Annotated in this window: 10 protein-coding genes and 1 rRNA gene; 6 read left to right on the forward strand and 5 right to left on the reverse strand. The window is 43.1% G+C overall.

Going from position 1 to position 14,705, the window contains the following annotated elements:
* The first annotated feature begins 89 nt into the window (after nt 1–89).
* The 3 genes from AC0S1O_RS06205 (at nt 90) to AC0S1O_RS06215 (ending at nt 3,224) form a co-directional block, all read left to right on the forward strand.
* A 16S ribosomal RNA gene (locus AC0S1O_RS06205) occupies nt 90–1,567 on the forward strand.
* Between the two features lie 101 nt (nt 1,568–1,668).
* Entirely contained in the window at nt 1,669–2,766 is a 1,098-nt protein-coding gene (locus tag AC0S1O_RS06210) for a hypothetical protein (protein ID WP_475393458.1), read from the forward strand.
* Nucleotides 2,763–3,224 carry a hypothetical protein gene (locus AC0S1O_RS06215; protein WP_475393459.1) on the forward strand — a complete coding sequence of 154 codons (462 nt, stop codon included), beginning with the start codon at nt 2,763–2,765 and terminating at the stop codon, nt 3,222–3,224. Before AC0S1O_RS06210 ends, AC0S1O_RS06215 begins: the two co-directional genes overlap by 4 nt.
* On the opposite strand, the gene AC0S1O_RS06220 is transcribed toward AC0S1O_RS06215, so the two are convergent.
* The 3 genes from AC0S1O_RS06220 to AC0S1O_RS06230 are packed head-to-tail and all read right to left on the reverse strand — an operon-like array spanning nt 3,148 to nt 9,919.
* The gene (locus tag AC0S1O_RS06220) at nt 3,148–4,698 is read right to left on the reverse strand and encodes a hypothetical protein (RefSeq protein WP_475393460.1); all 1,551 of its coding nucleotides are present in this window, start codon (nt 4,696–4,698) and stop codon (nt 3,148–3,150) included. The two genes, AC0S1O_RS06215 and AC0S1O_RS06220, sit on opposite strands and share 77 nt — an antisense overlap.
* Complete coding sequence (locus AC0S1O_RS06225) at nt 4,695–8,918, reverse strand: FtsX-like permease family protein (RefSeq protein WP_475393461.1); 4,224 nt, start codon at nt 8,916–8,918, stop codon at nt 4,695–4,697. Before AC0S1O_RS06225 ends, AC0S1O_RS06220 begins: the two co-directional genes overlap by 4 nt.
* A complete protein-coding gene (locus tag AC0S1O_RS06230) occupies nt 8,915–9,919 on the reverse strand; it encodes an ABC transporter permease (protein WP_475393462.1) in 1,005 nt (334 codons plus the stop codon). The genes AC0S1O_RS06225 and AC0S1O_RS06230 overlap by 4 nt, the downstream gene beginning before the upstream one ends.
* A gap of 44 nt (nt 9,920–9,963) precedes the next feature.
* Between AC0S1O_RS06230 and AC0S1O_RS06235 the strand changes: the two genes are divergently transcribed.
* The 3 genes from AC0S1O_RS06235 to AC0S1O_RS06245 all read left to right on the forward strand — a co-directional run bounded on the left by AC0S1O_RS06235 (nt 9,964) and on the right by AC0S1O_RS06245 (nt 12,543).
* Nucleotides 9,964–10,617: an ABC transporter ATP-binding protein gene (locus tag AC0S1O_RS06235; RefSeq protein ID WP_475393463.1), complete on the forward strand. Its 654-nt coding sequence runs from the start codon at nt 9,964–9,966 to the stop codon at nt 10,615–10,617.
* The gene (locus tag AC0S1O_RS06240; RefSeq protein ID WP_475393464.1) at nt 10,607–11,329 is read left to right on the forward strand and encodes a hypothetical protein; all 723 of its coding nucleotides are present in this window, start codon (nt 10,607–10,609) and stop codon (nt 11,327–11,329) included. Before AC0S1O_RS06235 ends, AC0S1O_RS06240 begins: the two co-directional genes overlap by 11 nt.
* Nucleotides 11,330–11,394: 65 nt before the next feature.
* On the forward strand, nt 11,395–12,543 hold the full coding sequence (locus tag AC0S1O_RS06245) for a magnesium transporter (protein ID WP_475393465.1): 1,149 nt from the start codon (nt 11,395–11,397) through the stop codon (nt 12,541–12,543).
* Nucleotides 12,544–12,575: 32 nt separating this feature from the next.
* Here the strand turns inward: AC0S1O_RS06245 and AC0S1O_RS06250 are convergent, their stop codons facing one another.
* Together AC0S1O_RS06250 and AC0S1O_RS06255 are read right to left on the reverse strand one after the other, a co-directional pair.
* Complete coding sequence (locus AC0S1O_RS06250) at nt 12,576–13,424, reverse strand: RPA family protein (protein WP_475393466.1); 849 nt, start codon at nt 13,422–13,424, stop codon at nt 12,576–12,578.
* A 2-nt stretch (nt 13,425–13,426) separates the two neighbouring features.
* Nucleotides 13,427–14,704 carry a Single-stranded DNA binding protein gene (locus AC0S1O_RS06255; RefSeq protein WP_475393467.1) on the reverse strand — a complete coding sequence of 426 codons (1,278 nt, stop codon included), beginning with the start codon at nt 14,702–14,704 and terminating at the stop codon, nt 13,427–13,429.
* Nucleotide 14,705: the final 1 nt, after the last annotated feature.

The following is a 14,705-nucleotide window of genomic DNA, read 5'->3' on the forward strand; positions in this document are numbered from 1 at the left end:
CCGTTTGGGGATGGATCTCTCAAATCCGACGCTCGATAGGTGTGCAGACTGCGGTCTGTCGTCGTATACTCTCCAAGCATAAGGGATCAACTCCGGTTGATCCTGCCGGAGGCCACTGCTATCGGGCTCCGACTAAGCCATGCGAGTTTAGGGGCTCCTTCGGGAGCACCGGCGGACTGCTCAGTAACACGTGGACAACCTACCCTCGGGTGGGGGATAACCTCGGGAAACTGAGGCTAATACCCCATAGGCCTCGGATACTGGAAGGTTCCGAGACCGAAAGCTCCGGCGCCCGAGGATGGGTCTGCGGCCTATCAGGTAGTTGGTGGTGTAAAGGACCACCAAGCCTACGACGGGTACGGGCCCTGAGAGGGGGAGCCCGGAGATGGACTCTGAGACACGAGTCCAGGCCCTACGGGGCGCAGCAGGCGCGAAACCTTCGCAATGCGCGAAAGCGCGACGAGGGGAGCCCGAGTGCCCTTCCTTTCGGGAGGGCTTTTCTGGAGCCTAAAAAGCTCCAGGAATAAGGGCTGGGCAAGACGGGTGCCAGCCGCCGCGGTAATACCCGCAGCTCGAGTGGTGGCCACTATTATTGAGCCTAAAGCGTCCGTAGCCGGACCCGTAAATCCCTGGGTAAATCCTGGCGCTCAACGTCAGGAATTCCGGGGAGACTGCGGGTCTTGGGACCGGGAGAGGCCGGAGGTACTCCCGGGGTAGGGGTAAAATCCTGTAATCCCGGGGGGACCACCTGTGGCGAAAGCGTCCGGCTTGAACGGCTCCGACGGTGAGGGACGAAGGCCAGGGGAGCAAACCGGATTAGATACCCGGGTAGTCCTGGCTGTAAACGCTGCCCGCTTGGTGTTGTCGGTCTCTCGGGGGCCGGCAGTGCCGGAGCGAAGGTGTTAAGCGGGCCGCTTGGGGAGTACGGCCGCAAGGCTGAAACTTAAAGGAATTGGCGGGAGAGCACTGCAACGGGAGGAGCGTGCGGTTTAATTGGATTCAACGCCGGAAAACTCACCGGGGGCGACCGGCCTATGTGGGCCAGGCTGACGACCTTGCCCGAATAAGAGCCGGAGAGGTGGTGCATGGCCATCGTCAGCTCGTACCGTAGGGCGTTCACTTAAGTGTGATAACGAGCGAGACCCCCGTCCCCAGTTGCCACCCGTCCCTCCGGGGGCGGAGCACACTGGGGAGACCGCCAGCGCTAAGCTGGAGGAAGGTGGGGTCAACGGTAGGTCAGTACGCCCCGAATCCCCCGGGCTACACGCGCGCTACAAAGGGCGGGACAATGGGTTGCGACCCCGAAAGGGGGAGCTAATCCTGAAACCCGTCCGTAGTTCAGATCGAGGGCTGTAACTCGCCCTCGTGAAGCTGGATTCCGTAGTAATCGCGGGTCAACATCCCGCGGTGAATGCGCCCCTGCTCTTTGCACACACCGCCCGTCAAACCATCCGAGTTGGCTCTAGGTGAGGCTCTGTTCTATGGGCAGGGTCGAACCTGGGGTCAGCGAGGAGGGTTAAGTCGTAACAAGGTATCCGTAGGGGAACCTGCGGATGGATCACCTCCTAAGTTCGACAGACCGCAGGCACATAACCTATCGAGCTCCCTTATGCTCTTTTTGAGTAATTACCACGAAAAATTAATAAACCCCACATTCGTGCATGTTTTATGGCACGTAAACTGAAAATTGCTCTCAAAATATATTCTTCAATTTTGCTTCTGTGCAAGATAGGAATTATTGCCATAATCCTGCTTGCCATTTTATCATTTGCATCGGAAAACGTGGTCCTTGAGGGTGTTGGACAACCATTCTTAACATTCAATGGAAAAGAAGCCATAATACACGTACCCGTAACAATAAAAAATTATGGAATGTACCCCATCAACAATATATCCGTCAAGTACACCTTGAAAAATAGCACCGCAACACTATTAAATGGAGAGGAGTGGATAGGAAATATAGAAACCTCAAGCATAGACACATTTTCCATACCTGTAAAAATAAACCTTCTCAAACTATATGATGAGGAGTATCCATCGCTCTATCACTTTAAACATACGGATACTCTTTACGCAAACATAACCATATCCCTTAAATACATGCTCAACTGGGTACATGTATCTGTAAACTCACTGTACAAATTCAGGTGGATACCCCCCATTGAAGAGGTTAAAGTGTATGCCCCAAGAAATATGAATGTCTCATCCTCCGGAATGATAAGATTTGAAATACCCTATAGCATTAAAACTGCAGAATACTTATCCGGTCTTGCTTCGGTATACGGCCATGTTTTGGTAGGCCATTCTTCATGTGGTTCCTTCAATGGAAGTGCCCAGCTTGGAGAGTACTACAAGGGAACACTGAAAATGGAAGTACTCAGCAATTACACCAGGACATTGCTCACAAAATCCCAGTATTTAACTTTACAGGGTGATATTTCCATATTCGGACTCAAAGTTCCTTTCACAGAAAAATATTACTGGGGTGCACCCTTATCCGATCTCACCTACAAGATATTTCCAAATGAAACATTGTACTATTCATTTACCGATAAATCACCTTTTATGCTATCCATGAAGGTTACCAAGATATTCTATTATAAAGGCACCGAGGTCTCAAAAAGCGTATCCTCCTTTTCAGTCTCACCAAATCAGGAGGTAAGGAGATATGAAAAAATTGGGGTAACTCAACCGGTGGATGAGATGAAAATCATATTCTACGATACAAACACACATCTCACCTATCAGGAGGTGATTCATCTATGAGGGACAAAAAGCATTTGGCGGCCTCAACTATCAGAGCAATTTTGAGATTATTTATTCTCATAGTCATACCCATAATGCTGGTAAAATACATGAGGGAGTATTTTTCATATCTTGGTGTCAGCATATCAAGTTACGGTTCAATCATATTGATCGCGGGCATTCTGTATATCCTGTTTAAATTCTTGGAGGAGATATGGGAGGATCCCAGATACAAGATGGGTTTTGGCCTTGCTGCATTGTTTTTCATTCTATTATGGGCCTACTATCTTCTGAACAGGGGATACTTCTCACTCCACATAGATAAAATAAATATTACGGTAAACTACCAGTATGTTCTGACAATATTTCTCGTGCTAGTGGCTTTGAGATTTCCAGAAATAATTATGAAGTACTATTTAGAACTACAAAGGTATAACCGGAGGAAAAAACCACAGAATTCTGCTGCTGAATCTTCGTAACGTTAACGGGAATGGGCGCCATCGGACACATCTGCGCTCCCTGTTCCCAGTAACTACCAACCAACCAAATATGCTCCTGTGGTTGTATTCCCTTCTCCAAAAGATACGGTAAGTTACGGGAGGCATTTATATCAAATCCATTACGGGCCACAAGGCCCAGTTTATCGTCGGTGGCTATGCTTGTATTGAAATGCTCTTTGACCCACTCTGCAGCATGCATCTCATCTGGATATATGAAATATGACACACCAAACGCCTCCTGGGTGTGATATGCGAGGGGTGTGGTTGTGGCAAGCACTATGAAAATTACAGCAAAGGAAAGTAGTTTTCTCCTTGTTTTGAAGGTTGCTGTGGAAAGAGCAGTGTGCGTTCCGGGATCAAGAAAATCATAGGTGCGGCTAACAGTATCGTAGGTAACTGGATCAAATCCCTGAAGCATAAAGAACAGTATCATCTGTATTGGAGCCATAAGGGTGGAAATGTAATGTTTTCTCTCTCCATATCTCGCAGTGCTGAGAATGTATATTCCTTTAGCAATTATCGGAATTATCAACACATAGCCGAAGGTATAGAGAAACGTGGTTCTGTTGAACAACATGGTATGGGAGAACACGGGAAAGAAGAAATATGCAAAATAAATGACCATTGGAATGATTGAGATCAAAATCACCCATTTGTTATTCTCTTTGAAATTGCTTTTCAAAACCCTAAACCCTACCAGAGAAAGCAGGACAAATAAAGATGCAAACAACCACAGGTGCCCGGAGGGGGATAAGTTATTCACCCTATTAAAACCAGTTAGGGAGTAATAAAGGGTGAGATATGTCCAAAGAACGAGCAACGCTGTTGGCCACAGATAATCAATTCTCTCCATAACCTCATGTTTTCTGTACTTTTCGTAAAATGTGAAGATCTCAGAGTAGGAGAGCATCATATAGGTTAAAAGTGCCACATAATGATGAGTGAGGGGAAGTATGACCAGGAGGAAAATGGCAATTGCATTTCTCTTTCTGTAAGTATAGAGAGCAAAGGGCATCAGAGCAAAACCCACCGCCTCCTTCCACACCAGAGCCGTTTGAAGCACGTAGGTTCCGCTAATTGCAAAAAAGGCGGCAGTCATAATGGCTATTTCATCTTTTCCTGTTATTTTCTTGCTAAAAAGGTACCACCCAATCACGGAAATGGAAGTCACAAATGGAAAAATCAGGGGAATCAGATGCATAACCGGAACACCCACAAGTTGAGATAACGCACCGCTAAGTGCATTAAAAAGAATGGTCACAGGTGTGTGATGATTGTTGTAACTCACATCACTTGGAAATCTCAAGTTTCCATGGGATGCAATAAACTGAGAAGCCCTTGAATCAAGCAGAGCATCCACATTGTAAGGGATGGGTGTGATAAAAACAGGGTACATTCGTACAGCAACTGCTAAAATATAAATTAAAAGCAGGCCAATCCACTTACCCTTCATTGAAATACCTCCCTTAGATCCACTTCCTTCTCACCCCCTTCCAAAACAAAAAGGCGCACTACCTTAGAAGATAGCACATCCCTAAAAACTATTGCCATCGTCAATATGGCAAATCCGAGTCCTATGAGAAGATTCAATGAGATCAGTTGGATATTTGTGGATATGATCAGCCTGTGTCCAAATGCTCTAAGTACCTCAAAATACTGAAGTATGAAGAGCATGATATAACCCGCAACTATTCCCAATAGAACGGGCAAGAAGATGTAATATAAACCATCCCTCAAGGCGAATTTCAGGATCTGCGAGTTTGTTGCACCTATTGCCCGAAGCACTGCTATATTTCTCTCCTTTAATGCCTTGAGAAGGGATGAGTACATTCCGAGAATAACAAGGATCATCCCTACTGCAATTAAAGAGTAAATGAGAATCATGAAATTGCCCTCGGATATCTGAAATCCCTTGTATATGACTTCCTTTCCACCTGTAACATTTAGATTCTTGTCGTATTTCAAAAGGAGATCTATTGGAAGTTTTTCCACATAGGGATTTGAAACTCTTATGGTAACAGTTTCATTCATCACCATAACTTTGTGAGTCCCATCTGGAAGGTATGGAAGTTTGAGAATCAAACTCTGGGTTTCATAGGGTGCAAGAGTTAAATTTATGATATAATAGGGAGAATTATCCAGATACACCACGGTGGAATATTTTCCCGCATTTGCTCCATTAATCAACTCTATGTTTATGATAGCGCGCTGATTGGTATTTATGTTGGGATTTTCAACCCATATTTTTATGTTAACATGGGAGATTCCAATAACATCCAGTGTAACATTCATATGGGCAATGTTTCCATTCACATCCTCAGCATATATGGTGACATTGTGGATTCCAATGGGTAACTGGGAGAAATGCAAAACAAGTGTTCCATTTTCAGATTCTCCCTTGATCATACCATCGCAGACCCACCACATTTTTCTCAGGCCCACATTATCAAAGGCACGGAAAATTGCACTTTTATTGTTTGATAACACATCATACGTTTTTCCAAGGATTATTGGTGGAATCTTCTCCCCAGTGTTATTTATGATGATCGTAACATAGGTTGAATTCACATTTCCAGAATAATCCTCTGCCATCAATTTTCCCACGTACCTTCCAGGTGGTATAAAGTGCACAGTGTTATTCAGAATTTCCATCGTTTTTACCTCAATTCTGTTACCCGAATTTCTGAAAACCTTTCCAAATATGGATAGAGTTGCATACCTTATACCAAGATCATCCCATAGAGTTATGTGGGTTGTGTTTCCACCCCACATCCTGATGTATGTGTTATTGATCTGGGGTGGAATATTATCCATTATGAACACTCTAAAAGGTGAGACTGCAACATTTCCATTAACATCTGCCGCATATATCTCCACAGTAACTAGCCCGTAACCCAATCTCTCCGCCCTTACGCTTATATTATTAGAATCTACAAATGCAACGGTGCGATTAAATACACTAACGCTTATCCTTTTCACGCCCACATTGTCATAGGCGGTGAAATTTATATAATCCGTGGCATTACATACTGAAACCCTGGGAAGAATTATTATGGGGGGAATTTTCTCTCCTGTATTGTTTATTACAATCTTAACATCTGAGCGATTCTCGTTATTGAATATATCCTCTGCATATATTTTTGCAAAATATACTCCCTGTGGGATAAACTCGACGGAGTTGTTGAGAATCTCCATCGTGGGAATCTTCACTTCCTTGGTACCATTGAACCATTTTCCGAATATGAATACAGAGAGTTTTTTCATTAATGTATTGTCACTGGCCCGGATAACAATATCCTCTCCACTCCATATTTTATCTTTCACCACCTCTATTTTTGGTGGAATTATATCCGTGTAATTCTTGATTATTACCAAGGAAAAATTTCTTTGATTTCCATAGATATCCTGGGCATAAATATAGCCCCTGTAGAAGCCGTTTGGCAACTGGGATGAGTTGATCCATGCCGTGAAATTTTCCACACTTAGATTCTCATAGATCTCAATCGGTGTACTGTTCACATAAACCTTAACATCCTCTATCAGGGTATTATCAAAAATTCTAATTTTGTAGGATTCCCTTCCTCCATTGAAACTTAAAATCCCACTTCCAAGAATTATTGGGGGAAGCTTTTCCCCTGTATTGTTTATTATAACCTCAAAATAAGTTTCATTTACGTTTCCCGCCGCATCTCTTGCCTTAGCTATGCCCTCATATACCCCCTCTGGCATAAAATGAACTTCACCGTTCCTTATCTCCATGGTAGGGATATCCACCTCACCCATATTAGGCGGAGATGAATAGTAAGTTCTGTTGAAAATTTGTACGGTCAAATTTGTAACTCCAAGATCATCATAGGCCTTGACCTGCACGGGCATACCGCTCCATATTCTGATGCTTACAGGATTTTTCCCGAGAAGATTGCACCTCAATGTAGAGGTTTTCTGGGGACCTCCAACTATGATCTTTGGCTTCAGCATGTAGTAATGATAGATAATCCTCGGACTCACAACAATTTTCAAAGTTCTATTGAGCACATTTTTGGCAAGTATCTCTAAATTTACTCTGTTTGTTTTCTCATTAACTTTTATTGGAATACGAATTGAGTAATAGAATGTATGAAAATCAAAGGTGTAATTTCTTAGTGTGTAGATGGGATTGGTATTTACTCTCACTGACAAATTTTGAAATGGAACCTCACTCCAGAGTGTGATGTTGTAAGTGGCGTTGAAATAAACAGGAGTAAAATCGTTGAAGGGGACATTTGCGAAAATTTGGGAGTTATTGTATATATGAACAATGAACGTTTCATTACCCATAAACCATCCCCTTACCACGTTGATAGACAGGATGTGATTACCGAGCATAGAGCCGAGAGAAATTGAAGAACTCGTATTCCTGATCAGACCATCATCGAGTGAGTAGTATATCTCCGTTCCCTTGGATGCGTTTATCTCAATGCTCTTCCCCCTTTTAACAAAGAGCACATTTTCCACGGGGGATGGAGTTATAGTGGCGAGTGCGCTAAAATTCTCCTTTTTAAATACATCCACCACGATATTTCTGCTTTCAAATCCGGGCTTGTAAAAGGATAAATTATACCTTCCAGCAAATGGAAATGTGATATTTGCAGAGTAGTTTACATGATAGACCTTCCTGTATTGTCCATTAGAAACCTCGAGGGTGGCATTGCTTATTTTCCTGTTGTTCGTGGTTAGAAGAACATAATTTGTGGGTGTGTTCACATAAGTCAGAGTTTTACCCTTTATAACCACAGGATTTTTCACAACCAAAATCTGCGAGAATGAAGGATAATAAAGAACATCGTTTTTAACCGCCACATCAATTTTTTGCTGTCCTGGAAGATAGGGGGTAAGTGTAACATTGAAGGTTGCAGACCTTGAAACGTATATGTCTCTTTCAAAACTCTGATTCTCAAAATTAAGATGGAAATTGCACATCCCTGCTTCAGAGCCCATATTCTTTATTGTCACCGTGGCATTAAACTTGCTGTATGCATAAACCTGGGATACTGAGGTTACATTCACAGTGAATTTCGGATACTGCGGATTCAATAGTTCCTTTGTTTTTCCAAGGTTATCAGTTTTAAATCGTATTATGGATACCTGATTATCCCTCAAGCCTGCGAGTTTCTGGGATGTTGGAAGAGATACAAGGATCTCATCATCTGCACTGCTCCCAGTTTTGAATACTCCCGTTATATTTATTATGGCAAATGAAGATTGAAAAGAGCCATAGACACTCAATTTTTCCCCTATTCTGAGATGCAGAAACCTGAAAATCTTCGCTCCGGCAAGGGCACCATCAACATTTTTTGGCATACTACCCATTATTATTTTTCCACCCTCTATATCTAAAAAGTTTTTAAATTCCACACCCCTCAGGGTCACAGGTTGATTTTTTATGGTGGTGAAAAGGAAGATTTCTGGGCTCACAGCCGTTATGTATGATGTATTTTCCAGACCGTATGCAAGTTCCAAATTCAGATTGCTTCTCAGAGGATTCTTATCGTGGGAGGATGTGAGTACATACACATTTTTGTTGCCCATGATTTCCTGGGGCATGAGGTACATTGAATTTAAGGATACAAAGATGGATGTGAAGAGCATCATGAGAATTATCACTGGCACAATAATGGATTTTTTTATTATCACAGAGATCCCCTCCTCATTCCCTCCAATATTTCAGTTCTAACCGCCCTCCTTATGGGATGAATGGATGCAATGGTGCTGCCAATCAGAGTGAGCAGGAGATTTATTAGAAACATTGAGGGTGGAATAAATATGCTGAGAGAACTGAGTAATCCAGAAAACTTGAGAATTGTAGGAAGCATATAGGACAGGACAATTCCTAAGGATAGTCCTATAACCAATCCTCCAGATCCTATGTATATGGACCTCAGGAAATATATTGTGGATATATTGTGGGTTGTTGACCCCAAAGCCCGTATTATCGCTATCTTCCTTATGTTTTCACTTATTTCCATCTCCAGCAATGCGTTTATGAAAAAATATATGGCCACCACGGAGATTAAGGATAAGAGAACCAAATCCACGTAGGTTTCCTCCGCGCTTTTGTAATAAAAATCTCCAAGTTTTATCATTGACTGTGTTATTAATCCATCTACCTTCAGATACTTATCCGTGATGATGAAGTTGGGCTCATTCTGAAACCCTCTGGCAAGGGTATAGTTTATGATTCCCCAGTAATCCGGGAAAAATTCAAATCTCATGGTTCTTAAAACCTTTAATTTCAATGTCTCCTCTTTAATTACAACGCTAACATCACCCTTTTTATGAAAGTACTCTCCAAGGATTATTGACCCTTCATTGCATCCATACGCCCATCCAAGCACGTTGTGTGGATCGTATATCCCAACAACATAGGTGCTCAAATTTCCTATTCTGGCTGGAATGAGGTACACATAGGCACCAATTACTCCCTTCGGGTTCACCCGGCTATCGAGTAGATTTTTGGATGAGGAAATTATATAATATTGAGAATGAAATCTCTCCACGAGTTCCCTGTTGCTCACCTCAAAACTGTACGCGATTGTGTATGTTGAAGTTATGAACATTATCACAATGGCTATTGCAAGAATGGTTATTTTTGAACGTTTTCTTATCGAAATAACATACCTCAACGGAGCAATCATTCCAGTCCAGTAAAAACTATATATGCTTATTAAATTTACTGTGCGTGGTGTATCTGAGCGTGTCAAATGTATCAAAAACATATGGGAGTTATAGAGTTCTCAGGAGAGTGAATTTAGACGTTGAAAAGAAAGATATTGTGATGATAAAAGGGCAGTCTGGTGTTGGAAAAACCACCCTGCTCAACATAATTTCAGGTCTGGAAATTCCCGATGAGGGAAGTGTAAAGATAGAAAATATTGAAATAACAAAATTGAGCGAGAATGAGCGGGCAAAATTCAGGCTTCAAAGAATAGGAATAATCTTTCAGGCCACAAATCTGATAGATGATCTCACGGTGATGGAGAACGTGGCACTTCCTCTAAAACTGGCAGGAAAGAGATGGAAAGAGCGTGTGGAAGAATTGCTGGAATATTTCGGCATAAAGGAAAAAATGCATGCCTTTCCTTCATCTCTGAGTGGTGGAGAGATGCAGCGGGTAGCCATTGCAAGGGCTCTTGCCAATGATCCCGAACTCTTGATAGCCGATGAACCCACATCAAATCTGGACGATGAAAACACGGAAAACATTGTGGAACTTATGAAAAAAATAAATAGGGAATTGGGAGTCACAATAATACTGGCCACCCACGACCCAAGATTGGAGAAACTGAACGCAAGGAAATACATTATGAAAGAGGGAAAGTTGTATGAAGGATAAGAACCTTGTTGCCCTGCTCACCATTTTATTTTTCCTCACATATTTCTTGCCATCGTGGATCATCAAACTCATATCTCTTGTATTTATCCTTTTCTTTGCCCCAGGATTTTTCACCATAAGGATCTACAAGGACCCAAAGCCAGAGGAACTTGTTCTGATCTCACCTCCTTTGAGTTTGGGAATAAGCGGCTTAATTGCCGTTGTTCTTGCCGCCTTATCTATCCTTACACCATACACCATGCTCATCACCCTTGGCATATACCTGTGCATTGCGTACCTGCTTTCCTCCGAAGAGGAGATAAAAAGTATAAAATGGGAAAAACCTTCAAAATTCGTGTCTGTTGTAATAATCCTTTCAATTATTCTTATCTCTGTGTGGGGGTACGCAGAGTTCACAGCATCACCGAGGCATGAGGTGGACATTTCCATAGAATCCTGGCCCCACAATGCAACTGTTGGAGAAAACGTGAGTTTCAAACTCCTGGTGAAAAACTGGAACTACGGGGATTCAGATTTAAAGGTCATTTTCAAATTAAATAACATCAAGATGGGAGAGATGCAGTTCCATCTTGCAAATGGACAGGAAAAACAAATAAAATTTGAAACAAATTCCACCATCGCGGGAAAAAACCTGGCTTCATTTGACCTGTACATGAATGGCCATCTTTACACAAATGTGCATGTTTACTTTGTGGTAAAACCCCAAAAATAGTTATTATTTTATAGTTCAATGGGCATTCCCCCCTATGGTCCCGATGAACACAGGAGGTGGTGCCGATGAGCCGCCACCTCATAGACATGAAGATGATTCGGGAAAGCTTCATTGCTCTTTTAATGGCACTTATAGCAGATAGTTTCGCAGGAATGCTTTTAAACAGATCCATCGGTGTATTCAACGCAATTCCTGGATTGCTTATGATTCTCCCAGCACTCTTGGATATGCGCGGGAACGTTTACGGTGCTCAAATTTCAAGGTTAAGTTCCAAACTTCATCTTGGAGAAATCTCTGGAATGAAGGATAAAAAGGTGAAAATAAACATAATTTCCGCAATAGCACTGGCTTTCACGGTAAGCTATATTATGATCATCCTAACATCTGGAGTTTTCTATTTCACAAAGGGCATAATTATTCCTGTGATGATAATCCTCACAATAATACTCACCAACCACTTTTTTACATCATCCATTCTCACACCCGTGTCCGCATACATAGCTGTGAAATCCTACGAGAAAAAATGGAATCCCGATAATATAGGAGTACCAATAATTTCCGCGGTTGGAGATTTTCTCGTGGTATTTTTCATGGTATTCAGCGCCCTCCTGGTCACATGGCTGCCCGATTTCCTGAGATACGCACTTCTGGGGGTATGGGTTGCCTACACGCTTTACGTGTTTTTTAAAACATTAAAAAGCCATGAGGGCAGAAGAATATACAGGGAGAGTTTCATTGTGCTTATCCTAGTAGGTCTCTTTGAACTGGTTACTGGTACCCTGTGGGAGGACAACAAACTTCCCCTACTGCTTTTGATCCTACCCCCGTTTCAAGAAACCCTTGGAAACATAGGCAGCGTTCTGTCCGCAAGATTGTCATCCTTCATATACCTCGGATACATAGAACCTGGAATAATACCCAAGGGAAGGAGATTCCTGGAAGATGTTGTTTCCACCTACGTGCTGGCCATAATCATGGCATCCATAGTTGCAGCACTTGGGTTCTTCTATACAATGAGCTTTATGGTTGTAATCATGATTTTCGCTGCCGGAATGCTCGCAGCCACATTGTTAATTCTCATCTCCTACTACCTGACCTACCTGAGCATAAAACTGAAAATGGACCCGGATAATGCAGTTATACCCATAATAACAACACTGGCAGATATCGTGGGCTCGGGAACGATAATATTCCTATACTACATATTTTTCTAATTTTATTCAAAAATTAAAAATAAAGATGTGGGCTATATTCTCTTGAATTTTCCCAGGTAGGGTTCATAGATCTCTCCCTTTTCCTGGAGGGAGAGCAGAACCTCGTCAAGTTTCTCCTCGGATATCCCTGATTTCTCCAGCAGAGCCTCGTAGGATGCACCCCTCCCATCCTGATCCAGTTGTTCAATTAGGTTCAGTATCTCATCTTCCAGTTCGCCAACCTCTTCCGGTTCCTCCTCTTCCTCAACTGTTGGCAGTTCATAGCCCATGGCCCTGTACTCTGGAAGAAGATGCTTGAGGGCATCCTTCAGCATATCCATATACCGCTCAACATTGATCTTCTGGTAGTACTGAATTGCGAGAACCACTCCCTCAGATATCTTCCTTGAGAACCCGAGGGACATCAACTTATCCACGGAGGGTTCATCCATACGGAGAGCCTCACTCATGGCATCTATCCTAATTTTCAATCTTCTCGCAGTGTCAAATACCCAGTAGTCCCGCAGAATCTCGTTTACTATTTTTACCCTTTCGGGCACAACGGACACGTACATAAGATCCTCCTTCGGATGGTACACATTGACCTTTCCAACAACCGCGATGAATTGAGGCACTTTGACCGTTTCAAGAATCTGCCTTGCCTCAGGATTGAACTTTCCGGCAAGCATATAGAATGCCCCTGTCTGATCTGCAATACGGGCCTTTATCACCTCTTCAGTTATGACCCGAACTTCAGTAAGAACCCCTACCACAAATAATCTGCTTATCTTCGCTCCGATGGGTGTTATCACGTAGCTGGGCATCTTTGGTTCGGTGGCCTTTATGTAGTGTTTTGAAGAGTTGTACTCCGCAGCAAATACCCTCCAAGCAGGCTCGCGCATTTTTACCACCCCAGCTCCTCAAGCATGTTCTCCGCATCCTTTGCAATGTCCTCTATGTTTATGAACTCAAAATCGTGCACGAGCATCGTGAGTCCGTATTTCTCCTTGGAGATAACGTTGCCTCTGAGACGCATTGGCACCGCTATGAGTTTCTCCTCGATCATCTCCCTTATAACGGCGGGATTTCCCAAATTCTCCTGAACCAGGGAAATGGCGTTGCTCATATCTATTCCCAGTATCCTTTCCGTTTGCTCCCTGTTGAAAAGGCATATGGCACCTCCTGTTCCGTCGTCAATAACGGCCTTTATTCTCAAATCAGGTTTGGGTGTGACCTTACCGTGGACGGGGCATATGGTTGAATTTAAAACCCTTCCACATTCAGGACATCGGTATATGAGTCCGCTTCCATGCTTCACATCTATAATCACGCCCTCAACGAGGACGTTGAACCCTCCCTTTCCCTCAAGGCTCTCAAGGGTTACTGGAATCTCCCTTATCTCTATGCTTATATCAACCTTCTCAATGGTGGAGCGGGGGTCAAATACGAGTTGTGGCATGCCACGGAAGGTGCGCACGTAGGCACCACTTATCTTCAGCACATCACCCTTATTTACCTTCGTATCCCAGGCACTGAAGGGTATTTCACCCGTGTCATCACCGATTATCCCCTCGTAAACCTTTCTGGGTACACCATCAACCATAACCTCCCTCTCTGTAACATCCAAAATCTTGCCCACAACCTGAACGAATCCCATCCTTGGGTGCAGTTCCACGATCTTGGCAGGAGTTATTGAGGTCTTTACCTCCACAGAGTTCGGTGGGAGAAGCGATATGATGGTGTTGTTTCCAAATACAAGTTGCGTCTTGCCCTGCCACTCTCTGGTATACGCGTTTTTAACCTGTATGCAATCACCCCTCCTCAACTCAACATCGAGGCGCCACGCTGTGAATGGTATTGTACCCGTTTCATCGCCCACAATACCGTAGTACATTTTTCTTGCCATACCGTCAAGTTGATACTCTTTTGAATTTATTGTTATGACCTTTAATTTTATATCCACCCTGGCATCGTTTGGACCGAGGTCTTCAATCTTCTTCTCATTGTTAATCAATTTTGTGGGATCTCCTCCAAGTTTCGAAACTATGCTTCTCTTCGCCTCGGCCATAGGCACCTTGAAGTTTGTTATCCAGTTTCGAAGTTCCCTTGAAATCACTTCCTTATCAACCTTTCCCCCAAGCACCCTGTAAATATCATCCACATGCTTTTCAAAATCCTCCATA

This window comes from Candidatus Aciduliprofundum sp. HYA1 (assembly GCF_056175085.1).